This is a genomic window from Streptomyces sp. NPDC030245 (assembly GCF_055572995.1).
This window is the reverse complement of the sequence record NZ_JBVICF010000005.1, coordinates 174,587-199,657: the sequence shown is the minus strand read 5'-3', so window position 1 is coordinate 199,657 and position 25,071 is coordinate 174,587. Positions and strand designations below refer to the sequence as shown.

Genomic DNA, 25,071 nt, shown 5'->3' with positions numbered 1-25,071 from the left:
GGCGAAGCAGTCACCACCGGCGAGGAGTTGAGCCGTCCCCATGCAGTGCCCCAAGTGTCACGCACCGATGCACACGTACAACCGCAATGGCGTCCAGATCGAGCAGTGCAACAACTGCCGCGGCATATTCCTGGACTACGGCGAGCTGGAGTCCCTGACCCGCCTGGAGGCCCAGTGGGGACAGCAGGTTCCCCCGCCGCCCGCGCCGCCCGCCGCCCCCCAGGCCTACCCCGCGGCCCCGGCGCCCGCCTGGGGCGCCCCGCACGTCGCCCACCACGGCCACGGCGACCACTACGGCCACAAGCGCCACAAGAGCTTCGGGCACATGCTCTTCTCGTCCTGAACGCACAGCGAAGTGAACGACGAAGCCCCCGGTCGTGGAGACGACCGGGGGCTTCGGTGGGTGGTGCGCGATACTGGGATTGAACCAGTGACCTCTTCCGTGTCAGGGAAGCGCTCTCCCGCTGAGCTAATCGCGCAGGTGAACCTGCGTTTGCTGCGTACTGCGTGCGCGATACTGGGATTGAACCAGTGACCTCTTCCGTGTCAGGGAAGCGCTCTCCCGCTGAGCTAATCGCGCGGGATTCGGTCCGAGGACCAGGATCCGAAGATCCAGTGGACGATACTGGGATTGAACCAGTGACCTCTTCCGTGTCAGGGAAGCGCTCTCCCGCTGAGCTAATCGTCCTTGGAGGTGGAGACGGGATTTGAACCCGTGTAGACGGCTTTGCAGGCCGTTGCCTCGCCTCTCGGCCACTCCACCAGGAGTGTAGGGGTTCGGGAAGATCCCCCACTTTCCTGCGAGCGGACGACCAGGTTCGAACTGGCGACCTCAACCTTGGCAAGGTTGCGCTCTACCAACTGAGCTACGTCCGCTTGTCTTTCCCGGTCCGCTTGCGCGTCCCGGCGACGTGTTGAACTCTAGCGGATTCCTGGGCCAGTACAAAAACGCGTTTGCGCAGCGTGCTGCGCTGTCCCTGGTCCGAGGCGCGGCCGGCGCGCCGGTCATAGACTCGCAGCCGTGCACAACCCCCCTCTGACGTCCTCCTCCACGCTCCCTCCCATGGCGCGCTTCGGCGGTCTCGTGGCCACCGGCCTGCGCGACGTGACCAGCGACCCCGCGGCCCTGGACTCCACCGGCTTCTGGGCGGTGACCGCCGACTTCGAGGGGGGCATGGTCTGCGCCCGCTTCGACGACGTGCGCACGGAAGCCGTGCCCGCCCCCGTCCCCGGGAAGTGGCACGGCCCGGCCGCCGCCGACTGGACGTCGTCCCTCGACCGCGCCGCGTACACGGACGGCGTACGCCGCGTACGCGCGTACATAGCCGCCGGCGAGGTCTACCAGGCCAACCTCTGCCGCGTCCTGTCCGCGCCCGTCCCCGCCGACGCCGACGTGGACGCCCTGACGTCCCTCCTCGCGCGCGGGAACCCCGCTCCGTACGCCGGAACGATTCGGCTGCCCGAGCACGGCGTGGAGGTGGCCACGGCCTCCCCCGAGCTCTTCCTGCGCCGCCGGGGGCGCTCCGTGGAGTCCGGCCCCATCAAGGGCACCGGCCGGACCGAGGCGGACCTCCTGGAGAAGGACTACGCCGAGAACGTCATGATCGTGGATCTCGTCCGCAACGACCTCGGACGCGTCTGCGCGACCGGCTCGGTCACCGTCCCCGACCTCTGCGTCGTCGAGAAGCACCCCGGACTCGTCCACCTCGTCTCCACCGTCGCCGGCGAGCTGCGGCCCGGCGCGGGCTGGCCCGAGCTGTTCGCCGCCGCGTTCCCGCCCGGCTCCGTCACCGGCGCCCCGAAGTCCAGCGCCCTGCGCATCATCGACGAGCTGGAGACCGCGCCCCGCGGCCCGTACTGCGGCGGCGTCGGCTGGGTCGACGCCGACCGGGGCACCGGCGAGCTGGCCGTCGGCATCCGCACCTTCTGGATCGACCGGGCCGAGGGCGTCCTGCGCTTCGGCACCGGGGCCGGCATCACCTGGGGCTCGGACCCCGAGGGGGAGTGGCGGGAGACCGAGCTGAAGGCCGCGAGGCTGCTGGCGGTAGCGTCGGGTGCGTACGAAGCGAGCGGAGGGACCACAACGTGAAGATCTGGCTCAACGGCGGGCTGAAGGACCTCGACGACGCCCGCGTCTCCGTCCTCGACCACGGTCTTACGGTCGGCGACGGCATCTTCGAGACGGTGAAGTCGGTCGAGGGCCGCCCCTTCGCCCTGACCCGACACCTCGCCCGGCTCGCGAAGTCGGCGCGCGGGCTCGGGCTGCCCGAGCCCGACCTCGACGAGGCGCGCCGCGCCTGCGCCGCCGTCCTGGCCGCCAACCCCCTCCCGCTCGGCCGGCTGCGGATCACCTACACCGGGGGCCTCTCGCCGCTCGGCTCGGACCGCGGCGACCAGGGCACCACCTTCGTCGTGGCCCTCGGCGAGGCCACACGGCGGCCCGACACCACCGCGGTGGTCACGGTGCCGTGGACCCGCAACGAACGCGGCGCGCTGGCCGGCCTGAAGACCACCTCGTACGCGGAGAACGTCGTGGCCCTGGCCCGCGCGCGCGAGCAGGGCGCTTCGGAGGCACTGTTCGCGAACACCGTCGGACAGCTCTGCGAGGGCACCGGATCCAACGTGTTCGTCGTTCTCGACGGCGAGATCCACACCCCGCCGGTCGCCTCCGGGTGCCTCGCGGGCATCACGCGCGAGCTGGCCGTCGAGTGGACGGGCGCGCACGAGACGGACCTGCCCCTGGACGTCCTGGACCGCGCCGACGAGGTCTTCCTGACCTCGACGCTGCGCGACGTGCAGGCCGTGCACCGCGTCGACGCACGTCAACTCCCCGCGGCCCCGGGCCCGGTGACCACCAAGGCGATGCGGATCTTCGACGAGCGGGCCGCGGACGACCTGGACCCGTGACTCCCGGGAATTCCCGGTGACGGCGCGGGCCCGTGGCGGGTAGAACCTGAGGGATGACCACGACCCTGCGGCCGACCGGGCCGCTTCAGCAGAGCGCCGACGGCGGCAAGGCGCGCACGTACGACGTCTGTGTGAACAGCCGTCCCGTCGGGTCCATAGGCCTCGCCACGCACGAGGTCTTCGGGCCCCGCGTCTGCCGGGTCCGCGACCTGCGGATCGCGGAGCCGGACCGGGGACGCGGGCGCGGCACGGTGGCGGCGCTGGCCGCGGAGGAGGTGGCGCGCGGCTGGGGGTGTACGCGCATCGAGGTCACCGTCCCCGCCGACGCCACCGCGGCCCTGCGTCTCTGCACCGCTCTGGGGTACGTCGAGCGGAGCCGCGTGCTGCGCAAACCGCTGCCCGCCGACGCGCTCGCCCTGCCCGACGGCGTCGAGTGGCGCCCGATGGCCGAGGAGGAGTACGAACCGTGGCTCGCGCAGGAGGAGGACGGTTACGTACGGGACTGGACGGAGCGCGGTGTGCCCGAGGCGGAGGCGCGCGCCAAGGCGCGCGCCGACCACGCGCGCCTGCTCCCGCAGGGCCTCGCCACGCCTGACTCCTGGGTGAGCGTCCTGACCCACCACGGTGTGCGGGTGGGCACACTGTGGGTCGCTCTGGAGGGCGAGGACGCCTTCGTCCACAACGTGGAGGTGGCCGAGGCGCACCGCGGGCGGGGTCACGGCCGTTCCCTCATGCTCGTCGCGGAGACGCAGGGCCGCGCGGCGGGCCGGGACCACATCGGCCTCAACGTCTTCGCCGGCAACACCCCGGCCTTGCGCCTGTACGAGTCGCTGGGCTACGAACCTGTCTCGTACTACCTCTACAAACCGCTGCTCTAGAGACCTAGGAAGAGGCGTCCGCCGCGAGGAGACGGTCCGCGATCGCCTCGACGCGCTCGCGCAGGCCCTCCTGGCTCTTGCCGCCGTCCAGGCGCTCGCCGCCGATGACGTACGTCGGCGTGCCGGTGACGCCGATCGCCTTGCCCTCGGCCTGGTCGGCGTCGACGATCAGGATGTGCCGCCCGTCGATCAGCGCGGTGTCGAACTCCTCCGCGTCGAGGCCGAGTTCACGGGCGGTGTCCACCAGGTACTTCTCGCCCTCGCTGCCGAGGTTCTCCACCCCGGCGAGCACCGCCTCGACGTACGGCCACCCCTTGCCCTGCTCGAAGGCCTCCTCGGCGGCCTGGGCGGCGGCGAAGGAGTGCTTGTGCTTCTCGAGGGGGAAGTGCCGCAGGCGCAGTTCGACGCGGTCGCCGTAGCGGGCGCGCAGGGCGCGCACGTCGTCGAGGGCGGTACGGCAGTCGGGGCACTGCAACTCGCACCAGACGTCGAGGACGACGGGGCGGGCGGGGGTGGAGTCGTTCATGGGAACAGTCTTCCACCCGGGGAGGCGGACCGGGACCTGGGGAGGAGCCCGACCCCGAGATGACCCGGAGATGTCCCTGAGGTCCGCGCAGGACGTGGCCCGGCGGCCCCCGCCCGGTGCAGGATGGAGGGGAGAGCGCGTCATCAGCGGCGCGCGCCCGAAGACCTGGATGCCTGGAGGGCCGGATGATTGCCGAGACCGTCTGTTCCGCCGTGTCCGCGGCAGGACTGGGCATCGCCGCCGTCATGGCGTACCGCAAGCGCTTCCTGAGCGCGGCCCGCCTCGCCGGGTACTCCCTGGTGCCGGTGGGCCTCGTCCTGACGGGTGTGGTGGGGTGGGCGGCCGACACCGCGTTCAGCCTCAAGGCGTGGGTCGGCTTCGGCGTGCTCGGCGTGGCCTGGCTGATGTTCCTGGGCACGCGCGCGGTGGAGCGCCGCTCGCGCGGCACCCGCGAGGAGCGCAGGGCCGCGAAGGCCGCCCGGCGCGATGCGGTGGCCCCCGCGGCCTCGGCGCCCTCACTCGGCCAGAGCGCCCGCCCGGCCGCCGCCAAGCCCGCGGCGAAGCAGCAGGCGACCGCGCCGGCGGAGGACTTCAGCGACATCGAGGCGATCCTGAAGAAGCACGGCATATGAACCCCCGGGAGACCCCCGGGACTCCCGCCCCGTGCTCAGCGGTCCAGCCGGACCTCCGCCAGGACGTTGACGCCGTCCACCCACGTCACCGACGCGTTCGCGCACCGCACCGCCCGTCCCCGTGCGGGAAAGGCGGGGTCGGGCAGGGTGAGGCCGATGCGGTGCGGTCCTCGCGCTCCCGGCGGAACGGTTAGTTCCGCGCCTACGGTCGAGGCCGCGGGCGGCGCGTGGTCGTCGTCGGTCTCCGCCCGCCCCTGGGGCTGCCAGTCGCGCCAGTCCGCACCCGTGTCGGCCGAGGCCACCGTCCGCCCCGCCGCGTCCAGCAGGACAAGACGGGCGGGACGCGGCTGCTTGGGCGGCGCGAAGCCGCGGTTGACCACGTCGAACTCCACCGGGAGGCGCCCCTGCCGCCGGACCGCCGAGAGGTCGTAGCGCGCCTCCCGGACCTCCAGCCGGTAGCCCAGGTGGTCGCGGAGGTACTCGAACTGGCTGCGGTCCACGGCACGCCCCCGCCGGTCCTCGAAGTATCCGTCCGACACCGGAAGCCGCGCCTCCACGACCTGCCGCTCGGTGAGCCGTGCGGCCTTCCAGCCCGGGATGGTGACGGTGGCGTTGTGCACGAGCGAGAGGGTGTCGAAGCGGAGCGTCTGGAGCCGCCGTGCCGCGGCGATCCCCGGGATGACGGTGCTCCACGCGTAGGGATCGGAGCTCTGCCCCTTGTCCCACGGCATCTCGCCGTCCGTCATCCGCGTCCGCGAGACGTCGAGGTAGGTGGGCCAGCCGGGGTTGCCCGGCACGTAGTAGTCCCACAGGCCCTCGCCCAGCGTCACGTAGTCGTTGTGGAAGCCGACGCGGTCGAGGATCGCCCTGTTGGTGATCATGTCCCGTTTCTCCGCGTACCGGACCTGGGTGTGCAGGCCCGGCGGCAGCGCCTCGACGAGCGTCGTCATGATGGCGGTGACCGCGTCGGGGTACGTCTCGTGCCGGTAGTGGCTGCCGTGCCACTCGCCCCAGGTGCCGAGGAACCCCGCCTGCCAGACCGCGACGACGTCGCTGTTGCGCGCCACGAGCGGCGCCAGCTGTCCGATGTGCCGCTGGATGTCCCGCACGGTGTAGCGCCGGTTCTCCCGCACCCCGTCGTCGTACACGAAGCGCAGGACCGCCGCGTACCCCTTGGCGCGCAGCCCCCGGAAGACGCTCTCGATGTTGTCGAGGGCGCTCTGCGGGATCGTCGAGGTGGCGTAGTCCCAGAGGTAGAAGTACAGCTGGGTGAGGTTCGCGCCGGGACCGTACTCGCGTTCCAGGAGGTCGAGCGTCCGCGCGGCGTCGGGGGAGTGGTCCTGTTCGTTGGGCCAGGGGCTCGTCAGGTCGCGGGCGTTGTACGACATCTCGTAGCGGAAGCCGCGACGCGGGTTCGGCAGCGGGGCGCGGCCTTCCGGGTCGTCGGGGCGGATGCCGCGGTGCGGGACGCGGTGCCACGGGCCCGTGCGGCCGGTGGCGGCCGACGCGGTGCCCAGCGGCACCGCCGCGGCCGCCGCTGTGCCGAGTGCCGCCGTGCCGAGCGCGGTCGTCAACAGCCGTCTGCGTTCCATGGACATGAGCGGCTCCCTCGTTCGAGTGCGGACGGTGCCGTCGAGTCTCGCGAGGGGAGGCGCCCGTGAGCCATGGACGGAACGCGCTGGGCACTGGACTTTCGCCCGTTCACGGGATCCGGCGAACTGCCGCTCCGGCCGGGCGTGTTGGTAGGCGACCACCCGGCGGCTGCGTCATCATCACCGCGAGATGCTTGACACCACCACAGAGGGCGATGCCGCCCCGCCGGACGACGGCGGACAGCCGCACGACGGCCGGCGACCGGCACCGGCCCATGAGCGACGACCTGCCGACCCCGAGCGGCTCGCCACCGACGCCGAAGCGCGGCGCGTCACTGACGCCGCAGCGCGGCGCGCCACCGACGCGGAAGCGCGGCACGTCAGCGACGGCGGCGAAGCGGAGCGGCCCACCGGCGACGAGGAGCGGCAGGGCTGTCTCTTCGCCCTCTCGCAGCCACCCTTGATGATCTTCCTGGCGGTGATCAGCACCTTGATCCTGGTGGCAACGCTGCACGACCTGTTTCTGCTGTAGGCCGAGTCTCCGGCAGGCCGCGGCTCCGCTAGCCCGCGGCCTCCTTGCGGCGGGCGCGGTATGCGGCGACGTGCAGCCGGTTGCCGCAGGTGCGGCTGTCGCAGTAGCGGCGCGAGCGATTGCGGGAGAGGTCGACGAAGGCGTGCCGGCAGTCCGGGGCCTCGCAGCGCCGCAGCCGCTCCTGCTCCCCGGCGACGAGGAAGAAGGACAGCGCCATCCCGCAGTCGGCCGCGAGGTGGTCCGCGATGGAGGCGCCGGGCGCGAAGTAGTGGATGTGCCAGTCGTAGCCGTCGTGGTCGGTGAGCCGGGGCGTGGTGCCCGCCGCCGCGATCAGTTCGTTGAGGATCACGGACGCGGCCTGCGGTTCGGGGTTGGCGAAGACCTCCCCGAAGCGGGCGCGGATGCGGTGGACGTCGGCGAGGTCGCCTTCGGAGAGCGTGCCGACATCGCTGACGTCGTGGCTTCGTACGAATTCACCGAGCGACGCCACATTCGCGAGCCCGTCTGCGCCGTTCGTCTCCGGTGCGGTGTTCACCAGATCGACCACGGCGTCGAGAGAACACCGGGTGTCGTGGGTGATCAGCACGATTCGCTCCCTGGCCTGGGGGTCGGGCCTGTGCCCGCCGATGCTGGCCGATGCTAGCGGCTGGACCCCGGGACGCACCGGCGCCGTCGCCGCGGGGGTCCGCGGCGACGGCGCCGGTGTCTGCGTCTGTTCGCCTTGTGTCGTTGTGTCGTTGTGCCGTGACTGCTAGCGCCGTCGCCCCGAGTCGGACGGCGTGGTGGTTCTCGACGCGCCCTTGTGGCGCTAGCTCTCGGCCAGGATGTGAGAGAGCTCCGTGTCGAGATCGAAGTGGCGGTGTTCCGTGCCGGGTGGCACGGCTGCGTCCGTCCGCTTCAGGAAGGACTCCAGGGCCCGCGCCGGGGCCTCGAGCAGAGCCTCGCCCTCCGGGGAGCTCAGGGCGATGCAGACGACGCCCTGACCGTGGCTACGGGACGGCCAGACTCGGACGTCGCCGGTACCGGTGGGCCGGTGCAGGCCCTCGGCGAGGAGGTCGCGGGCGAACACCCACTCGACGGTTTCCTCGGCTCCGGTGTGGAAGGTGGCGTGCACGGCATAGGGATCGGCCGTGTCATACCGCAGTCCTGCGGGTACAGGCAGTGAGGACTCGCTCGACACAACGAGGCGCAGGTGCAGCTCGCAGCTGACCGTGGTGTTCATAAGCGCCAGGGCCTTTCGCTCAGTGTGCGCTCGGGGATTCGCACGTCGGCGAAATCGACATGCCACCTACGGTGCCGTTGTAAACCCCTCTGAGGGCTTTGTGTGTCTTTAGACGCCTCGTATGGCGGGTTGTCCCGTCTCTTCGTGCGCCCATTCCGGTGACGGGTTTCCGTCCGGTAAGGTTTGGCCGCATGAATACGGGGAGTAACGAGCCGGCGGGGGTCACGGATCCCGTCGCCGGAGTCAAGCCCGACCAGCCGCTCGGCTCTCGGGCGCCGGAGTTCGTCCAGGCCCGCAAGGCGCTGCACCTGAGCTGGCAGGTCGGCGTCTTCATCGTCGGTCTCGCGGTCGTCGTCGCGGGCATCATCATGCTGCCCCTGCCGGGGCCGGGCTGGCTGGTGATCTTCGGCGGCATGGCGATCTGGGCCACCGAGTTCGTCTGGGCCCAGCTGGTGCTGCGCTGGACGAAGCGCAAGGTCACCGAGGCGGCGCAGCGCGCACTCGACCCGAAGGTCCGCCGCAGGAACATCATCCTGACGACGGTCGGGCTCGTGATCGTCGCGGTGCTCGTCGCCGTCTACGTGTGGAAGTTCGGCATCACGATGCCGTGGGAGATCAAGGAGTGACCTCCGGGTGACTCCAGGGCGGTCCGGAGCACCCGCTGACATGCGGTAATGTTCTCTCTGCGCCCGGGGCGATTAGCTCAGTGGGAGAGCGCTTCGTTCACACCGAAGAGGTCACTGGTTCGAACCCAGTATCGCCCACCCCGGATTACGGCCCGGAGGCTTTTGAGCCTCCGGGCCGTTCTCGTATTCCCCTGATTTTCAACGGAATTGACGGGTCGACATGTGGGCTCATTGACTCCGCATGTCGCGGCGGCGCCCCGGAATCAGCGGATGCGGCGCCCGGGAATCAGCGCATTCGGTCGAGCGCATTCCGCAACCGCCGCGCGTCCCGCAGCCGTTGCTCGTACGTCGCGCCGACGGCGAGGAGCAGCAGACCCGCGAGCGCGGGCGGCAGCCAGCGGGGCAGGACCCCCACGGCCTGCACGATGTACGGGGCCAGTTCGTGGAGCGCGTCCAGGGCGAGGACCGTGCCGCCCAGGACCAGCGGGGCGCGCAGCCGGTGGTGGGCGCCCAGCAGTGTCAGGGCGAGGGCCGCGGTGCCGAGGAGCAGCGGACGCTGCCAGTACGGATCGCCCCAGGCGGCGGCGAGGCTCGGCAGGAGCGTCGTCGCGAGGCCCGGTCCGTACGCCGTCCAGGAGGAGGTCTCGGGGTCGCGGCGGCGCCGCAGCAGGCCGAGGAGCAGCGCGGGGATCGTCACCGGCAGGGTGTACGCCTCCGGGGCCGACACCTCCCACGAGGCGAGGCGGACCCAGCTCGCCAGGACGAACAGCGCCCCGGCCGCGTAACCGACGGGCCTGCGGTCCGGACGCAGCGCGGTGCCGGACGCGATGAGCCCGCCGAGCGCGAGGGCGAGCGCCAGGGTGGGCGCGGTGCCCGCGGCGAGCAGGACGGCGACGGCCGCGGATCCGGCCGCCGTGACCTCGACGGGCGGTGCGAGGGGATGCCGGCCGAGGCGCGCCGCGGCGACGGCGGCGAGGGCCGGGACGGCCAGGGTGAGCAGCCCGATGTGTTCCGTACGCAGCCCCCACGCGGCGCCCGCGGCGCAGACCAGCGCGGTGGCGTGGGCGAGGGCGGCACACCCCGCGGTCACCGCCGTGCCCGGCGCGGTCACCGCGCCCCGCGCCATGCGCACGCAGACGCCGAGGTACAGCGCCGTGAGCACGCCCAGCGTGGTGAGGGTGGCCGCGCTCGTGGCCAACGAGAGGAACGCGACGCTGACCGAGGACAACAGGGCGAGGAGGGAGGCGATCAGGGCGGGGGTGATGGGGGTGGCGGGGGCGGTGGGGACGGCCGACGTGGTGGGTGCGGTGGGCGTGCTTCGGGTTGCCGTCGTGAGCAGTGCGGCGGTCAGCACGAGCTGTGTTGCGAGCCCGGCCTCGTAGGGAAGGCGGAGGGCCGCGGGCAGTGCCATCGCCGCCGACCAGGCGAGCACCGGCGCGCCGTACCGGGCCGCACGCCGGGCCGTCCCGCCCAGCGGGCCGCGCGCCGCGACCAGTACGGCGGCGACGGTCACGAGGACCGGAGGGGCCAGGAGCGGGTGCGGGAGCGGCAGTTCGAGCAGCAGGGCGTCCCGCGGGTCCGAGGGCGTCCCCGACCAGACCCGGGTCGCCCAGCCGACCGGCCCGAGCAGCGCGACCCAGGCGACCGGCAGCGCCCACAGCACCGCGCAGCCCTGCACCGCCGCCGACGCTGCGACGATCCCGCGCCGCAGCGGCCGGGGGAGCGCGGTCCGTGCGGCACCCAACAGGGCGATGCCGCACGCCAGATAGGCCGGCACCGTCCACGCGGCGGGCAGCACGGTGCGGAGCACACCGCCGGATGCGGCCACCACGAGCAGGCCGGCGAAGGCCGCCGCTCCGGTCACCACCTCCTGGTTCTTCGCCCACCACGCGGCTGCCAGCGCGATCAGCGCGGCGAACAGCAGCAGCATGCCCGCGCGTGCCGCACCGGCCGGGTCCACGGCCCGCGCGGACAGCCAGCCGGCACCCGCCGCGCCCCACAGACCGAGCACGCAGGCCCCGGCCGCGGCGACGACCCGCACGGAACGGACGCCCGCCCACAGGGCGAGCCCGGTGTCGAAGGCCGCCGTCACGAGCAGCGCCGCCGTCATCGCGTGCTCACCGGCGTGCGCGGCGCCCGCCCAGAGGATCAGGGGGAGTTGGGCCGTCGCGACCGCCGTCGGCAGCGGTGCGCGCAGCCCGCAGAGCAGCAGCCCGTACCCCGCCCACAGCGTGGCGAGGACCGCGGAGGTCCCCGCCGCATAGCCGAGGACGCCCGTGTCGGAGAGGGACAGGTAGCGCAGCGCGTACGCGTCGAGGACGGTCAGCGCGAGCCCGAGGCCCGCCACCGCCTCCGCCGTCGAACGCAGCGAACGGCGCAGCAGGAGCGCGGGAGCGGCGAGCGCCGCCAGCGTCACCGCGCCGAGGACCGCGCTGCGGCCGCCGATGCCCAAGTGGCCCCAGCTCACCACCGTGAAGGCGATCGCCGCGACGGTCAGGAGCACCCCGCCCAGCGTGAGCAGGACGTTCTGCGCGCTCGGCGGCGCGGCTCCGGGGGCGGGCGGACCGGCCGGGCGAGGGGGCTGCCCGGCCGGTCCCGCCGCGCGCAGGGCGACACCGAGCAGCCAGGCCCGGCGCTGGAGCAACAGCGTCCTGCGCGCCTCCAGTTGGCGCAGCTCCCGGTCGAGGAGGCGCAGCTCCTCGGCCGGGGGCGGAATGTTCGTCATGCCTCGGAGTGTGGTCCGCGCCACTCCACGGGACATGGGCGTGGATACTCAGAGTCGTACTCAGATGCGGACGAGCGTGCAGACTCGGTACATGGACTGGAACCACTACCGCTTCCGCAGCGTTTGGCACATACCCGGCGCGCCCGCCGACGCCTACGCCGAGCTGGAGCGCGCCGAGGACTATCCGCAGTGGTGGCCGCAGGTGCGCGAGGTGAAACGCATCGACGACCGCAGCGGCATCGTCCGCTTCCGGTCCCTCCTCCCGTACGACATCGTCGTCACCGCGGAGGAACGGCGCCGCGACCCCGCGGCCAGGGTGCTGGAGATCGGCATGACCGGGGATCTGGACGGCTGGGCGCGCTGGACCCTCACCGCCGCACCCGCCGGAACGCGGGCCCGCTACGACCAGGAGGTCGACGTGCGCAGTCCCCTGATGCGGCGCTTCGCCGTCCCCGGACGCCCGCTGTTCCTGCTCAACCACGCCGTGATGATGCGCGCCGGCCGGCGCGGTCTGGCGGCCCGGCTGGGAGCGGTTTGAAGGAAGGGCGCCCGGACCTGTATTGTTCAGTGCGTTCCCGGGCGATTAGCTCAGTGGGAGAGCGCTTCGTTCACACCGAAGAGGTCACTGGTTCGAACCCAGTATCGCCCACCCGGAGAATGCCGGTCCGTCAGCAGGCGGACCGGTTTTTTCTTGCCCCGGCGCCAAGGGCCCGCCGCCTCGCGCCCGCAGCCGCGCACGTCAGGCGGCCGTCCGGAGCTCGGGACGCAGCGGCCACGCCGGGTCCACGGCCTCCGGCGTGCCGCTCTTCGCGAACCACGCCTGAAGACCCCGCGCCTGCGCCGCGTGCCAGACGGCCTGCAACGTGTGCAGCTCGGCCGGCGAAAGGCGCTCCAGACGCGCCGCGAAACGGCGCCCCACCGCGCGTACGACATCCATCGCGGCCTGCGCGTCCGCCGCCGCGTCATGGGCCTCGGCCAGCTCCACCTCGTAGTGCGCGCACAGGTCGGTGAGGGTGCGGCGGCCCTTGCGGTACCGGTCGAGCTGCTTGTCCAGGACCCGGGGGTCGATCACACACAGCGATGAACCCTCCATGTAGCGGCTCAGGGACGAGGCGCGGTGCCTGCGCAACTCCCGGTCCAGGATGGTCAGATCGAACGGCGCGTTCATCACCACGATCGGCCGGCCCGCCGCGCCCTGCTCGGCCAGATCCCGCGCTATCTCCTCCATCACCGGCGCCGGCCAGCGGCCGTTGCGCTGTAGGTGATCCTCCGTCAGCCCGTGCACCGCGGTGGCGGCCTCGGGCACGGGTACGCCCGGATTCACCAGCCAGCGGGTGATGCGCGGTCGGGTTCCCGCGCCCTGCTGGACGACGACGGCGGCCGACACGATCCGGTCGGTCTCGACGTCGACGCCCGTGGTCTCCGTGTCGAATGCGGCCAAGGGGCCCTCGTACCAGCACGTCATGGTGGTGCAACTCCTCGATCAGTCCCGGCAGATGACGTTCGGTCCCCTGCCCACGACGGTGATACCCGGGCCGTTTGCGCTGTACGCGGCCCGGAGACAACAGAGGTACGGGGCTTTGAAATTGACCGCCCGAGCGGGTAACCACCGTACTGAGAAGGCTTGTTGACCATGGCGCTCGCGCAGCCCGAACAGGGTGGGCTGCTGCCCGAGCGGATCGCACCGCCGCGCGGCACACTCGCCACCACCGCCTGTATGGAGACGCTCCAAGTGGGCTATCTGCACGCCGTCGCGGCGGCCGCGGGATGCTCGCTCTCCCAGCCGTTCCCCGACAACGGCATCGACTGGCACGTCAGCCACAGCGCGCCCGGACACACGGTCGACGACGAGGTGACCATCAAGGTCCAGCTGAAGTGCACCTACCAGATACCGCCGAACCCGGCCGGGCCCGCCTTCTCCTTCACGCTCGACAACCCGCACCTGGAGAAGCTCGCCCGCACCCCGGTCTCGGTCCACAAGATCCTCGTCGTGATGCTCGTGCCCCGGTCGCGGGACGACTGGCTGCGCGCCGGACACGACCGGCTCGACCTGCGGCACTGCTGCTACTGGACCAACCTCGCCGGGCATCCCGTGACCGGCCGGCGCAGGACCACCGTGCGCGTCCCGACCTCGCGGATCTTCGACGACCGGGCCCTCTGCGAGATCATGACGCGCGTCGGGACGGGAGGACGACCCTGATGGACCGCCCCTGCGACACGCACCGCCCCTTCGACCACGACGAGCCCCTGCCGCCCGGCCGCCCGCACCCGGCCCCGGCCCGCTGGACCCGGTCGCCCGAACCCTCCTCGGTCGACCCCGCCGTCCTCGGCGCGCTCCTGGCCCGGCACGGCTGGCAGCGGCGCGGCGGAGCCCCCGGCCGCTACGCCCGGTGGACCCCACCGGGCCCCGGCGGCGCCGGCACCAGCCTGCTCGTGCCGGAGAGCCGCGCCTTCCCCGACTGCGAGGACCTGATCGGCGAGGCGCTCGTCGCGCTGTCCCGCAGCGACTCGCCCGCCGCCCGCGACGTCCTCCTCGCGCTCGCCGTGCCCAGCGACGAGATCCACTGGTGGCGCGACGAACCGGTGGGGCCCGCAGGCACCGCGACCTGGCCCGCGGAGGAACAGCTGCGCTCCGCCGCACGCCGCATGCTGCTCGCCGGCGCGCTCGCCGCCCGCGCCCGCGCCGGGTACCACGGCGCGCGCCACCGCGGGCCCGCCGCCGCGTCCCTGGAGAACGTCCTGGTGGGTCCGGCGACGGGCGGGCGCAGGCTCACCGCCTTCATCCCCGTCGTGACCGGACGGCCCCTCGCGATCCGGCTGCACCAGGCGCTGTACGCGGCCCGGGAGGCCGTCGACTACCAGCGCGCCACCGGGGGCATGGACGCCTTCGACGGGGCGGTCGAGGCGGGCGTCAGCCACGAGCTGACCGAGGCGATCGTGGCGCTGGTGCGCGGCACGGAAGGCGCGCGCGTCGCGGTGGAGTGGGCGCCGGGCGCAGGCGTGCCCGAAGGCTGCACGGCGGGTGCCGGGCCCGTCGAGTTCTCGCCCGGTGACCTGGCGGCGCTGCGCGCGGCGGGCGCCCGGTACCTGCGCGCCGAGCCGTCGGTGCCGGTGCGGATCACCGGCACCGTGGTGCGGATGCGGCGGGCGGCGCCGAGCGGGGACGGCACGGTGCGGATCCGGGTGATCGCGGGGGCCGAGGTCCCGCACGTACGGATGACCCTGGACGAGGAGGCGTACCGCATCGCGGGCCACGCGCACCTGGTCGGGCTGCCGATCCGCGTGCACGGGCGGCTGGAGAGCCGCGGCGGCTTCCGCAGGCTCACCGGGGCGACCGGGGTGGTGCCCGTGCAGGTGGACGACGCGGAACGGGACCGCCTCATGAAGTCGCTCCAGGAGAACCTCGACTTCTTCGAGGAGGCGTGCGGCACGGAGTGAGGGGGGCGGGGAGAAGGGGCGGGGGATATCCGTTTCGCGGCGGGGGCCCGTGGCTCGGTACGATCCCTCTTGCGCGCGCAGTGGAAAGCGCCGCACCCCCTTCAGCTAGGAGAGACCGGTGTCAGACGTCCGTGTGATCATCCAACGCGATTCCGAGCGGGAAGAGCGCGTGGTGACGACGGGCACTACGGCCGCCGAGCTCTTCCCCGGCGAGCGCACCGTCGTCGCCGCGCGTGTGGCCGGCGAGCTGAAGGACCTGGCGTACGCCGTGGCCGACGGCGACGAGATCGAGCCCGTCGAGATCTCCTCCGAGGACGGCCTGAACATTCTGCGCCACTCGACCGCGCACGTCATGGCGCAGGCCGTGCAGGAGCTCTTCCCCGACGCCAAGCTCGGCATCGGCCCGCCCATCCGGGACGGCTTCTACTACGACTTCGACGTCAAGGAGCCCTTCACCCCCGAGGACCTCAAGCGCATCGAGAAGAAGATGCAGGAGATCCAGAAGCGCGGGCAGAAGTTCTCGCGGCGCGTCACCACCGACGACGACGCGCGCGTCGAGCTCGCCGACGAGCCGTACAAGCTGGAGCTCATCGGCCTCAAGGGCAACGCCGCGCAGGCCGCCGACGGCGCCGACGCCGAGGTGGGCGCGGGTGAGCTGACCATCTACGACAACCTCGACGCGAAGACCGGCGAGCTGTGCTGGAAGGACCTCTGCCGAGGCCCGCACCTGCCCAGCACCCGTGTCATCCCCGCCTTCAAGCTGATGCGCTCCGCCGCCGCCTACTGGCGCGGCAGCGAGAAGAACCCGCAGCTCCAGCGCATCTACGGCACCGCCTGGCCGTCGAAGGATGAGCTGAAGGCGCACCTGGAGTTCCTCGCCGAGGCCGAGAAGCGCGACCACCGCAAGCTCGGCTCCGAGCTGGACCTCTTCTCCTTCCCGGAGGAGCTCGGCCCGGGCCTCGCGGTCTTCCACCCCAAGGGCGGCGTGATCCGCAAGGTCATGGAGGACTACTCGCGGCGCCGCCACGAGGTCTCGGGCTACGAGTTCGTGAACACCCCGCACATCTCGAAGGAGAAGCTCTTCGAGATCTCGGGCCACCTGCCGCACTACGCGGAGGGCATGTTCCCGCCCATCGAGTTCGACGAGCAGAACTACCGCCTCAAGGCGATGAACTGCCCGATGCACAACCTCATCTTCAAGTCGCGCGGCCGCTCCTACCGCGAACTGCCGCTGCGGCTCTTCGAGTTCGGCACCGTGTACCGGTACGAGAAGTCGGGCGTCGTGCACGGCCTGACCCGCTCGCGCGGCTTCACCCAGGACGACTCGCACATCTACTGCACCAAGGAGCAGATGCCGCAGGAGCTCGACACGCTCCTGACCTTCGTGCTCGACCTGCTCCGTGACTACGGCCTGACCGAGTTCGAGCTGGAGCTGTCCACCCGCGACGACTCCGACAAGTTCATCGGCACGGACGAGGACTGGGCGGAGGCCACCGAGGCGCTGCGGCTCGCCGCCGAGAAGCAGAACCTGCCGCTGGTGCCCGACCCGGGCGGCGCCGCGTACTACGGCCCGAAGATCTCCGTCCAGGCCAAGGACGCCATCGGCCGGTCCTGGCAGATGTCGACCATCCAGGTCGACTTCAACCAGCCCAAGCGGTTCAACCTGGAGTACACGGCGGCGGACGGCTCGCGCCAGCAGCCCGTCATGATCCACCGAGCCCTGTTCGGCTCGATCGAGCGGTTCTTCGGCGTGCTCCTGGAGCACTACGCGGGCGCGTTCCCGGCCTGGCTGGCGCCCGTCCAGGCGGTCGGCATCCCGATCGGCGACGCGCACGTCACGTACCTCCAGGAGTTCGCCGAGAAGGCGCGCGCCCAGGGGCTGCGGGTCGAGGTCGACGCGTCGTCCGACCGCATGCAGAAGAAGATCCGCAACCAGCAGAAGGCCAAGGTGCCCTTCATGGTCATCGCGGGCGACGAGGACATGAACAACGGTTCCGTCTCCTTCCGCTACCGCGACGGCTCGCAGGAGAACGGCATCCCCGTCGACGAGGCCATCGCGAAGATCGTGAAGGCGGTCGAGGACCGCGTCCAGGTCTGACCCGGTGACACCGCGTTGAGCTCGGGCCCCGGGGACCTCTCCCCGGGGCCAAGTCATATGCTTCACCCCATGACGAGTGAGCCGGAGCAGCAGATCGGAGTCGGGGCACAGGACGCGTTCCAGCGCCTGTGGACGCCCCACCGGATGGCGTACATCCAGGGCGAGAACAAGCCCACGGGACCGGGGGCCGACGACGGCTGTCCCTTCTGCTCCATCCCGGCCAAGTCCGACGAGGACGGTCTCGTCATCGCGCGCGGCGAGCACGTGTACGCGGTCCTCAACCTCTACCCGTACAACGGCGGCCACCTGATGGTCGTGCCCTACCGCCACGTCGCCGACTACACGGAGCTGACGGGTCCGGAGACGGCCGAGCTCGGCGAGCTCACCAAGCAGGCGATGAAGGCGCTGCGCACCGCGTCCGGCGCGCACGGCTTCAACATCGGCATGAACCAGGGAGCCGTGGCGGGCGCGGGCATCGCCGCGCACCTGCACCAGCACGTCGTCCCGCGCTGGGGCGGCGACACCAACTTCATGCCGGTCGTGGGCCACACCAAGGTGCTGCCGCAGCTGCTCGCCGACACCCGCAAGATGCTCGCGGACGCCTGGCCCGCGGCTCTCTAGGCCGCGGACCGGTCCGCCGCTCCTCCCGCGTCCGTACGCCCCCTACGCGTCGTACACGTCCGCCTTCCTCGGCATCGGGTCCTGGATCGCGCCGCTGAGGAAGCCGGAGCGGGCGCCGAACTTGGTCGTGTCCACGCCGTTCTCCTCCAGGACCTTGATCGCCGCCGAGTGCACCACGCGCAGCACGGGTGTGGCGGCGCGCAGCGCGTCGTCGGCCATGAAGCGGTGGCGCCAGGGCTTGTCCGCCCAGGCGTGCCGCAGGCCGAAGGGCTCGGGCAGGACCAGCTTGCCGCCGAGGTAGTCCAGGAGCGGCGGGTACCAGGTGAAGGGGGCGCGGACCGCCAGGCGTACGACCTCGTCGGCGTCGATCAGCGGCAGGTTGCGCGTGGTGGTCTCCCAGAACTTGATCGCCTTGGAGACCGTCTTCGTCTTGGGCGAGGGCTTGGTGGTGAACAGTGAGTTCACCGGGCCGAGCGCGTGGCCGGTGACCTCGATGCGCAGCGTCTCGTGGAGCACGGTCACCGTGATCAGCATCGTGATGACCAACTGGCCGTCCCAGAGCGTGAACTGCACGCCCAGGTAGTGGCGGTTGCCGCTGCCGAACTGCTGTTCGTTGCAGATCCGCTGTATTTCGTGGCCGCGGATCTGGAAGGCCTCGACGTCCGTGCCGGTGGGGCGGGACACCGCCTTGGCGTTCTCCCCGATGGGGGAGACGATCCAGTGCTTTATGTCCGGGGTGGGGAAGCCGCCGGTGTGCAGGGGACCGCGCTCCAGCATGCGCAGCTGGTCGTGCACCGCCCGTATGACGTCCCAGCTGCGGAAGGGGTGGATCTCCTTGGCCGGGTCGGCGGGCACCAGCTCCTCGGCCAGCTGCCAGCTGCCCCAGCGCGTGCCCATGCCCAATATGCCCTTGGGCCCGGCGTAGAACACGGAGTTGCTCTGCTGCTCCGCGGAGAGCCTCGCCAGGCCCTGGCGGAGCCGCTCGGCGGCCGTCTCGCCGGGGCTGCCGGGCACCGCCTCGGGGATCTTCGCGCCGATGCCGCCGCCCGCGAGCAGGCTCGACCAGCGGTCGCGCAGGTCGTGGGCGGTGCGCTCGGCGATCTGCTTGGCCCAGAACCAGCCCACCACGGGGAGCACGATCGCCGCGCGCAGATACCAGGCCCAGAACCCGTCGAACGGCAGCTTCAGGAGGGCGAGGGCGGCGAGCACCCCCACGGCCACCAGGACGGCCGTCGCGAGCGCGCCCGCGCGCTTGTCCTCGCTCTTGGCGACCTGCCTGCGGATGGTGAAGACGAGGAGCCAGACGAGCAGGCCCGGCAGGAACAGCAGCCCGCACAGGACCATCACGGCGGTCAGCCAGCTGTCGCGCTCCTTGCGGATACGGTTCGCCGCGAGGCAGTGCTCGACGACCGCCTGCGGCTCCGTCCCGAAGGACTGGATGAGCGGGTTGCGGCCGCCGCCCAGCATCCGCACCTGCACGGTCCGCGCGAACGCCTCGCCGAGATTCGGCTTGAAGAGGGAGAAGAGGCCGGGCTTCACCTCGGACTTGTGCCACTCGCTGTTGGCCGCCAGGATGCCCTCGACATCGCCGTCCCGGTACGCCGCCGAGGCCAGGGCATGCGTCGCCGCCGTCTGTCCCGCGGCGCCCGAGAGAGGAACCTGGGCCCCGGGCCTGAAGTCGAATACATCGTCCGCCACTGCCGCCCCCATCGCCGCGACGCCATTGCTCCTGCGGCTCTTCCCGACTTCCCTGTCCGGCACACCTGTTGCCGTCGGTACACCGTTGATCAGGTCATCAGCGTATCGGGGAGCACCGACATCCGTCAGGGGACGGCGGAATGCCGCCCGCCCGGAAAGGGCGGCGGGCGGCCCGCGCCGGGCGGTCCAACTACGAGCCGCCCCGCGCCTGTTCGCGGATTCTCTCGGAGAGCTGCGGAGGCATCGGCTCGTGACGCGCGTACGTACGGCTGAAGCGCGCGGTGCCCTGCGAGAGGGAGCGCAGGTCGACCGCGTACCGGCCGATCTCGATCTCGGGGACCTCGGCCCGCACCAGGGTCCGCCCGCCGGCTGCCTGCTCGGTGCCGACCACCCGGCCGCGGCGGCCCGACAGATCGCTCATCACCGCGCCCACGTAGTCGTCGCCGACCAGGACCCGCACCTCCGCGACCGGTTCGAGCAGATGGATCCGGGCCCCGGCCGCGGCCTCGCGCAGCGCGAGCGCCCCCGCCGTCTGAAATGCGGCGTCGGAGGAGTCCACCGAGTGCGCCTTGCCGTCGAGCAGCGTGACGCGCACGTCGATCAGCGCGTACCCGGCGGCGACACCCTTCGCCGCCTGGGCGCGCACGCCCTTCTCGACGGACGGGATGAACTGCCGCGGGATCGCGCCGCCCACGACCTTGTCGACGAACTCGATGCCGCTGCCGCCGGGCAGCGGCTCGACCTCGATCTCGCAGATCGCGTACTGCCCGTGACCGCCCGACTGCTTCACATGGCGGCCCCGGCCGCCGGACTTGCCGGCGAACGTCTCCCGAAGGGAGACCTTGTGCGGGATCACGTCGACCTGGACGCCGTACCTGCTGCGCAGCCGCTCCAGGGCCACGTCGGCGTGCGCCTCGCCCAGGCACCACAGGACCACCTGATGGGTGTCCTGGTTCTGTTCGAGCCGCATCGTCGGATCCTCGGCGACGAGCCGTGACAGGCCCTGCGAGAGCTTGTCCTCGTCGGCCTTGCTGTGCGCCTGGATGGCGAGCGGCAGGAGCGGGTCGGGCATGTCCCAGGGCTCCATCAGGAGCGGGTCGTCCTTCGCGGACAGCGTGTCGCCGGTCTCGGCCCGGTTCAGCTTGGCCACGCACGCCATGTCGCCCGCGACGCACCGGGTGAGTGTGCGCTGCTGTTTGCCGAAGGGGGAGGAGAGGGCGCCGACGCGCTCGTCGACATCGTGGTCCTCGTGGCCGCGGTCGGCCAGGCCGTGCCCGGAGACGTGCACGGTCTCGTCGGGGCGCAGGGTCCCGGAAAAGACGCGGACGAGCGAGATCCGGCCCACGTACGGGTCGGACGCGGTCTTCACGACCTCGGCCGCGAGCGGTCCTTCCGGGTCGCAGGTGAGCGCGGGCCGCGCCTTGCCGTCCGGTGTGGTCACGGCCGGCGCCGGGTGTTCCAGCGGGGTCGGGAAGCCGCCCGTGATGAGCTCCAGGAGCTCGACCGTGCCGATGCCCTGCCGGGCGCCCTCGGCGGCGGGCGCGGCCGCCAGCACCGGGTGGAAGATGCCGCGCGCGACGGCCCGCTCCAGGTCGTCCACGAGCGTCTTGAAGTCGATGTCCTCGCCGCTGAGATAGCGGTCCATGAGGGACTCGTCCTCGCTCTCGGAGATGATCCCCTCGATGAGCGTGTTACGTGCCTGTTCGATCAGCGGCAGCTGGTCCTCGCCCGGCTCGGACTCCTTGCGCTCCCCGGAGGCGTAGTCGAAGATCCGCTGCGAGAGCAGCCCGATTAGGCCCGTGACCGGGGCGTGGCCGTCCGGCCCCTGCTCTCCGTAGAGGGGCAGATACAGCGGCAGTACGGCATCGGGGTCGTCGGCGCCGAACGCCTCGGCGCAGGTGCGGGTCATGTCGGTGAAGTCCGCGCGGGCCGACTCCAGGTGCGTGACCACGATGGCCCGCGGCATGCCGACCGCCGCGCACTCCTCCCACACCATGCGGGTCGCGCCGGTGATGCCTTCGGTGCCCTCCGCCGCCGAGACGACGAAGAGGGCCGCGTCCGCTGCCCGCAGACCGGCCCTCAACTCCCCGACGAAGTCGGCGTATCCAGGGGTGTCCAATAGGTTGATCTTGTAGCCGCCCCATTCGACGGGGACCAGGGACAGCTGCACCGAGCGCTGCTGCCGGTGCTCGATCTCGTCGTAGTCGGAGACGGCGGTGCCGTCCTCCACGCGGCCCGCCCGGTTCACCGCCCCCGCGGTCAGCGCGAGAGCCTCCACCAGCGTCGTCTTGCCCGAACCGCTGTGGCCGACCAGCACCACATTCCGTACGGACGCGGGGTGGTCGGCCGATGCTGCCCTGCCGGCGGCTCCGGGGTGTGCGTTCGCCTTGTCGCCCATGCCTTGGCCTCCCGGTTACGTGCACGGTGAGGAGGCTCAGCCCCCTCGGGGATGCTGGCTGCTCGCGGACGCGCGGGGGCCGGGTGCGGGGCGGCCCCGGCGGCGCCCGTCATGCTTTCGAGCTTTCCACTCGGGTCACTCTGCGTCCATACGTCGTACGCGATCGTGAGGGGGCGAGCCGGTCCGCCAGGGGCGTGACTACGATGGGCCAGCCGGTGGTCAACGGGGCCGCGCGGCGCACCGAACCCTCGGGAAGGCCATGCTGAACAAGTACGCGCGTGCATTCTTCACGCGTGTCCTCACACCGTTCGCCGCGTTTCTCATCCGCCGCGGGGTCAGCCCCGACGCGGTCACCTTCATCGGCACCGCCGGTGTGGTGGCGGGAGCGCTGGTCTTCTTCCCCCGGGGAGAGTTCTTCTGGGGAACGATCGTCATCACCCTGTTCGTCTTCTCGGACCTCGTCGACGGGAACATGGCCCGCCAGCTCGGCCGCTCCAGCCGCTGGGGCGCCTTCCTGGACTCGACGCTCGACCGGGTGGCGGACAGCGCGATCTTCGGAGGCCTCGCCCTCTGGTACGCCGGATCGGGCGACGACAACATCCTCTGCGCCGTCTCCATCTTCTGTCTGGCGAGCGGCCAGGTGGTCTCGTACACGAAGGCGCGCGGCGAGGCCATCGGCCTGCCCGTCGCCGTCAACGGCCTGGTGGAGCGCGCCGAGCGCCTGGTGATCTCGCTGGTCGCCGCGGGCCTCGCGGGGCTGCACAAGTTCGGTGTCCCCGGCATCCAGATCCTGCTTCCCATCGCCCTGTGGATCGTCGCGGTCGGCAGCATGGTCACCCTCGTCCAGCGCGTCGTGACCGTGCGCAGGGAGTCCGCGGAGGCGGACGCCGCCGCGGCCGCCGACCCGCAGGAGAGTGAGGCCGCGCAGTGAAGGACCGACTCACCGACGCGCTGTACGGGCTCGGCTGGAGCACCGTCAAGAAGCTCCCCGAGCCGGCCGCCCAGCGGCTCGGCAGGACCATCGCCGACACGGTCTGGAAGCGGCGGGGCAAGGGCGTGCTGCGGCTGGAGTCCAACCTCGCGCGCGTGGTGCCCGACGCGAGCCCGCAGCGCCTCGCCGAGCTCTCCAAGGCGGGCATGCGCTCCTACCTGCGCTACTGGATGGAGTCCTTCCGGCTGCCCTCCTGGAGCAGGCAGCGCATCGCGGACGGATTCGACGCCAAGGACGTCCACCACCTCACCGACGGCCTCGCCGCGGGCAAGGGCGTCATCCTCGCCCTGCCGCACTTGGGCAACTGGGACCTCGCGGGCGCCTGGGTCACCACCAAGCTGGAGACCCCCTTCACGACGGTCGCCGAGCGCCTGAAGCCCGAGACGCTGTACGACCGCTTCGTCGCCTACCGCGAGAGCCTCGGCATGGAGGTCCTGCCGCACACCGGCGGCGCCGCCTTCGGCACGCTGGCGCGGCGGCTGCGCGCGGGCGGTCTCGTCTGCCTCGTCGCCGACCGCGATCTGTCCTCCTCCGGAGTCGAGGTCAAGTTCTTCGGAGACACCGCCCGGATGCCCGCGGGGCCCGCGCTCCTGGCCCAGCAGACCGGCGCACTGTTGCTGCCCGTCACCCTCTGGTATGACGATTCGCCCGTCATGAAGGGCCGCGTCCATCCGCCCGTCGAGGTCCCCGAGACAGGTAACCGGGTCGAGAAGACGTCTGCCATGACACAGGCGCTGGCCGACGCCTTCGCCACTGGTATCGCCGACCATCCGGAGGACTGGCACATGCTGCAGCGACTGTGGCTCGCCGACCTGGAGCCCCGCCCCGACGAGGGCGCCGCGACCCGCCGGGCGGGGGAGCCCTCGTGAAGATCGGCATCGTCTGCCCCTACTCGTGGGACGTGCCGGGCGGCGTCCAGTTCCACATCCGCGATCTGGCGGAGCACCTCATCCGCCTCGGGCACGAGGTCTCCGTACTGGCCCCGGCCGACGACGAGACACCTCTCCCGTCGTACGTCGTGTCGGCGGGACGCGCCGTCCCCGTCCCGTACAACGGCTCCGTCGCACGGCTCAACTTCGGCTTCCTGTCGGCCGCGCGGGTGCGCCGCTGGCTGCACGACGGCACCTTCGACGTCATCCACATCCACGAGCCCGCGTCGCCCTCGCTGGGGCTGCTCGCCTGCTGGGCGGCGCAGGGCCCGATCGTCGCGACGTTCCACACGTCCAACCCGCGCTCCCGGGCCATGATCGCCGCGTACCCGATCCTGCAACCCGCCCTGGAGAAGATCAGCGCCCGCATCGCCGTGAGCGAGTACGCGCGCCGCACGCTCGTCGAACACCTCGGCGGCGACGCCGTCGTCATCCCGAACGGCGTGGACGTCGACTTCTTCGCCGAGGCCGAGCCGAGACCCGAGTGGCAGGGGGAGACGATCGGCTTCATCGGCCGCATCGACGAGCCCCGCAAGGGCCTCCCGGTGCTGATGAAGGCGCTGCCGCAGATCTTCGCCGAGCGGCCGAACGCCCGCCTGCTGGTCGCGGGCCGCGGCGACGAGGAGGAGGCGGTGGCCTCGCTCCCGGCCGAGCTGCGCTCCCGGGTGGAGTTCCTCGGCATGGTCAGCGACGAGGACAAGGCGCGGCTGCTGCGCAGCGTCGACCTGTACGTGGCGCCCAACACCGGCGGCGAGAGCTTCGGGATCATCCTGGTCGAGGCGATGTCCGCGGGCGCGCCCGTGCTCGCCAGCGACCTGGACGCCTTCGCGCAGGTCCTCGGCCAGGGCGCGGCGGGCGACCTGTTCGGCAACGAGGACGCGGAGTCCCTGGCCAAGTCGGCGGTGCGTCTCCTCGCCGACCCCGAGCGCCGCGCGGGCCTGCGCGAGCGCGGCAGCGCGCACGTGCGGCGCTTCGACTGGTCGACGGTCGGCTCCGACATCCTCGCGGTGTACGAGACGGTCACGGACGGCGCGGCGTCGGTCGCGGAGGACGAGCGGGTGGGGCTGCGGGCGCGTTTCGGACTCACCCGAACCTGACGCGCCGCGGCGCCCCGCCCGGTACCCCGGCGCACTCCCGCTCGGCATTCCGCCGTGCTCCGCCCGGCGGTCCGCGGCGTTCCTGCTCGGCATTCCGCCGTGCTCCTGCCCGGTACCCCGGCGCGCTCCCGCTCGGCATTCCGCCGTGCTCCTGCCCGGTA

23 protein-coding genes and 7 tRNA genes are annotated in these 25,071 nt (G+C 72.0%); 17 read left to right on the top strand and 13 right to left on the bottom strand.

Going from position 1 to position 25,071, the window contains the following annotated elements; all coding sequences use genetic code 11:
- The first annotated feature begins 40 nt into the window (after window positions 1–40).
- Window positions 41–343 (top strand): TFIIB-type zinc ribbon-containing protein, encoded by a 303-nt coding sequence (locus tag ACZ4Z4_RS15660; protein WP_468327158.1) that lies wholly within the window; start codon window positions 41–43, stop codon window positions 341–343.
- A 61-nt stretch (window positions 344–404) separates the two neighbouring features.
- On the opposite strand, the gene ACZ4Z4_RS15655 is transcribed toward ACZ4Z4_RS15660, so the two are convergent.
- From ACZ4Z4_RS15655 to ACZ4Z4_RS15635, 5 genes are all read right to left on the bottom strand, one after another.
- A tRNA-Val gene (locus tag ACZ4Z4_RS15655) sits at window positions 405–479 on the bottom strand.
- A gap of 29 nt (window positions 480–508) precedes the next feature.
- Window positions 509–580 (bottom strand) — tRNA-Val (locus ACZ4Z4_RS15650).
- Window positions 581–616: 36 nt separating this feature from the next.
- Window positions 617–688, bottom strand: a tRNA-Val gene (locus ACZ4Z4_RS15645).
- Window position 689: 1 nt separating this feature from the next.
- Window positions 690–763: transfer RNA gene (locus tag ACZ4Z4_RS15640), tRNA-Cys, on the bottom strand.
- A gap of 40 nt (window positions 764–803) precedes the next feature.
- Window positions 804–876 (bottom strand) — tRNA-Gly (locus tag ACZ4Z4_RS15635).
- A 187-nt stretch (window positions 877–1,063) separates the two neighbouring features.
- On the opposite strand from ACZ4Z4_RS15635, the gene ACZ4Z4_RS15630 reads away from it, so the two are divergent.
- Genes ACZ4Z4_RS15630 through ACZ4Z4_RS15620 form a run of 3 tightly spaced genes read left to right on the top strand, consistent with a single transcriptional unit; the run spans window position 1,064 to window position 3,785 of the window.
- Window positions 1,064–2,089 (top strand): chorismate-binding protein, encoded by a 1,026-nt coding sequence (locus ACZ4Z4_RS15630; RefSeq protein ID WP_468327668.1) that lies wholly within the window; start codon window positions 1,064–1,066, stop codon window positions 2,087–2,089.
- Window positions 2,086–2,907, top strand: coding sequence for an aminotransferase class IV (locus tag ACZ4Z4_RS15625; RefSeq protein WP_468327156.1), 822 nt, complete (start codon window positions 2,086–2,088; stop codon window positions 2,905–2,907). Before ACZ4Z4_RS15630 ends, ACZ4Z4_RS15625 begins: the two co-directional genes overlap by 4 nt.
- Window positions 2,908–2,960: 53 nt before the next feature.
- The gene (locus ACZ4Z4_RS15620) at window positions 2,961–3,785 is read left to right on the top strand and encodes a GNAT family N-acetyltransferase (protein WP_468327154.1); all 825 of its coding nucleotides are present in this window, start codon (window positions 2,961–2,963) and stop codon (window positions 3,783–3,785) included.
- Window positions 3,786–3,789: 4 nt separating this feature from the next.
- Here the strand turns inward: ACZ4Z4_RS15620 and ACZ4Z4_RS15615 are convergent, their stop codons facing one another.
- On the bottom strand, window positions 3,790–4,311 hold the full coding sequence (locus tag ACZ4Z4_RS15615) for a DsbA family protein (protein ID WP_468327152.1): 522 nt from the start codon (window positions 4,309–4,311) through the stop codon (window positions 3,790–3,792).
- A gap of 185 nt (window positions 4,312–4,496) precedes the next feature.
- Here ACZ4Z4_RS15615 and ACZ4Z4_RS15610 point away from each other — a divergent pair, with 185 nt between their 5' ends.
- Window positions 4,497–4,943: a hypothetical protein gene (locus ACZ4Z4_RS15610; protein WP_468327150.1), complete on the top strand. Its 447-nt coding sequence runs from the start codon at window positions 4,497–4,499 to the stop codon at window positions 4,941–4,943.
- A 35-nt stretch (window positions 4,944–4,978) separates the two neighbouring features.
- Here ACZ4Z4_RS15610 and ACZ4Z4_RS15605 read toward each other — a convergent pair whose 3' ends face one another.
- On the bottom strand, window positions 4,979–6,541 hold the full coding sequence (locus ACZ4Z4_RS15605; RefSeq protein ID WP_468327148.1) for a DUF4874 domain-containing protein: 1,563 nt from the start codon (window positions 6,539–6,541) through the stop codon (window positions 4,979–4,981).
- 184 nt (window positions 6,542–6,725) lie between these two features.
- Here ACZ4Z4_RS15605 and ACZ4Z4_RS15600 point away from each other — a divergent pair, with 184 nt between their 5' ends.
- Window positions 6,726–7,067, top strand: coding sequence for a hypothetical protein (locus tag ACZ4Z4_RS15600; protein ID WP_468327714.1), 342 nt, complete (start codon window positions 6,726–6,728; stop codon window positions 7,065–7,067).
- Window positions 7,068–7,095: 28 nt separating this feature from the next.
- Here the strand turns inward: ACZ4Z4_RS15600 and ACZ4Z4_RS15595 are convergent, their stop codons facing one another.
- Window positions 7,096–7,653 (bottom strand): CGNR zinc finger domain-containing protein, encoded by a 558-nt coding sequence (locus tag ACZ4Z4_RS15595; RefSeq protein WP_468327146.1) that lies wholly within the window; start codon window positions 7,651–7,653, stop codon window positions 7,096–7,098.
- Window positions 7,654–7,875: 222 nt separating this feature from the next.
- Entirely contained in the window at window positions 7,876–8,289 is a 414-nt protein-coding gene (locus tag ACZ4Z4_RS15590) for an SsgA family sporulation/cell division regulator (protein WP_003959770.1), read from the bottom strand.
- 191 nt (window positions 8,290–8,480) lie between these two features.
- Between ACZ4Z4_RS15590 and ACZ4Z4_RS15585 the strand changes: the two genes are divergently transcribed.
- Both ACZ4Z4_RS15585 and ACZ4Z4_RS15580 read left to right on the top strand, forming a co-directional pair.
- Window positions 8,481–8,915: a TIGR02611 family protein gene (locus ACZ4Z4_RS15585; RefSeq protein WP_468327144.1), complete on the top strand. Its 435-nt coding sequence runs from the start codon at window positions 8,481–8,483 to the stop codon at window positions 8,913–8,915.
- Between the two features lie 66 nt (window positions 8,916–8,981).
- Window positions 8,982–9,053, top strand: a tRNA-Val gene (locus ACZ4Z4_RS15580).
- A gap of 148 nt (window positions 9,054–9,201) precedes the next feature.
- On the opposite strand, the gene ACZ4Z4_RS15575 is transcribed toward ACZ4Z4_RS15580, so the two are convergent.
- Entirely contained in the window at window positions 9,202–11,640 is a 2,439-nt protein-coding gene (locus ACZ4Z4_RS15575) for an SCO7613 C-terminal domain-containing membrane protein (RefSeq protein ID WP_468327143.1), read from the bottom strand.
- Between the two features lie 91 nt (window positions 11,641–11,731).
- Between ACZ4Z4_RS15575 and ACZ4Z4_RS15570 the strand changes: the two genes are divergently transcribed.
- Together ACZ4Z4_RS15570 and ACZ4Z4_RS15565 are read left to right on the top strand one after the other, a co-directional pair.
- On the top strand, window positions 11,732–12,178 hold the full coding sequence (locus tag ACZ4Z4_RS15570; protein ID WP_468327141.1) for an SRPBCC family protein: 447 nt from the start codon (window positions 11,732–11,734) through the stop codon (window positions 12,176–12,178).
- A 39-nt stretch (window positions 12,179–12,217) separates the two neighbouring features.
- Window positions 12,218–12,289: transfer RNA gene (locus ACZ4Z4_RS15565), tRNA-Val, on the top strand.
- 90 nt (window positions 12,290–12,379) lie between these two features.
- On the opposite strand, the gene ACZ4Z4_RS15560 is transcribed toward ACZ4Z4_RS15565, so the two are convergent.
- Window positions 12,380–13,105 carry an exonuclease domain-containing protein gene (locus ACZ4Z4_RS15560; protein WP_468327139.1) on the bottom strand — a complete coding sequence of 242 codons (726 nt, stop codon included), beginning with the start codon at window positions 13,103–13,105 and terminating at the stop codon, window positions 12,380–12,382.
- A gap of 168 nt (window positions 13,106–13,273) precedes the next feature.
- Here ACZ4Z4_RS15560 and ACZ4Z4_RS15555 point away from each other — a divergent pair, with 168 nt between their 5' ends.
- The 4 genes from ACZ4Z4_RS15555 (at window position 13,274) to ACZ4Z4_RS15540 (ending at window position 17,797) form a co-directional block, all read left to right on the top strand.
- Window positions 13,274–13,840 (top strand): DUF4365 domain-containing protein, encoded by a 567-nt coding sequence (locus tag ACZ4Z4_RS15555; protein WP_468327137.1) that lies wholly within the window; start codon window positions 13,274–13,276, stop codon window positions 13,838–13,840.
- Window positions 13,840–15,078, top strand: a complete 1,239-nt coding sequence (locus tag ACZ4Z4_RS15550; protein WP_468327135.1) for a hypothetical protein — start codon at window positions 13,840–13,842, stop codon at window positions 15,076–15,078. The genes ACZ4Z4_RS15555 and ACZ4Z4_RS15550 overlap by 1 nt, the downstream gene beginning before the upstream one ends.
- Before the next feature lie 118 nt (window positions 15,079–15,196).
- On the top strand, window positions 15,197–17,176 hold the full coding sequence (gene thrS / locus ACZ4Z4_RS15545; RefSeq protein WP_468327133.1) for a threonine--tRNA ligase: 1,980 nt from the start codon (window positions 15,197–15,199) through the stop codon (window positions 17,174–17,176).
- Between the two features lie 57 nt (window positions 17,177–17,233).
- Window positions 17,234–17,797: an HIT family protein gene (locus ACZ4Z4_RS15540; protein WP_468327131.1), complete on the top strand. Its 564-nt coding sequence runs from the start codon at window positions 17,234–17,236 to the stop codon at window positions 17,795–17,797.
- Window positions 17,798–17,839: 42 nt separating this feature from the next.
- On the opposite strand, the gene ACZ4Z4_RS15535 is transcribed toward ACZ4Z4_RS15540, so the two are convergent.
- Entirely contained in the window at window positions 17,840–19,507 is a 1,668-nt protein-coding gene (locus tag ACZ4Z4_RS15535) for a hypothetical protein (RefSeq protein ID WP_468327130.1), read from the bottom strand.
- Between the two features lie 178 nt (window positions 19,508–19,685).
- Entirely contained in the window at window positions 19,686–21,893 is a 2,208-nt protein-coding gene (locus tag ACZ4Z4_RS15530) for an elongation factor G-like protein EF-G2 (RefSeq protein WP_468327128.1), read from the bottom strand.
- A gap of 259 nt (window positions 21,894–22,152) precedes the next feature.
- On the opposite strand from ACZ4Z4_RS15530, the gene pgsA reads away from it, so the two are divergent.
- From pgsA to ACZ4Z4_RS15515, 3 genes are read left to right on the top strand one after another with little or no spacing between them, the layout of a single operon-like run.
- Window positions 22,153–22,824: a phosphatidylinositol phosphate synthase gene (gene pgsA, locus ACZ4Z4_RS15525; RefSeq protein ID WP_468327126.1), complete on the top strand. Its 672-nt coding sequence runs from the start codon at window positions 22,153–22,155 to the stop codon at window positions 22,822–22,824.
- Complete coding sequence (locus ACZ4Z4_RS15520; RefSeq protein ID WP_468327124.1) at window positions 22,821–23,753, top strand: phosphatidylinositol mannoside acyltransferase; 933 nt, start codon at window positions 22,821–22,823, stop codon at window positions 23,751–23,753. Before pgsA ends, ACZ4Z4_RS15520 begins: the two co-directional genes overlap by 4 nt.
- Window positions 23,750–24,910, top strand: coding sequence for a glycosyltransferase family 4 protein (locus tag ACZ4Z4_RS15515; RefSeq protein WP_468327122.1), 1,161 nt, complete (start codon window positions 23,750–23,752; stop codon window positions 24,908–24,910). Before ACZ4Z4_RS15520 ends, ACZ4Z4_RS15515 begins: the two co-directional genes overlap by 4 nt.
- Window positions 24,911–25,071 lie beyond the last annotated feature (161 nt).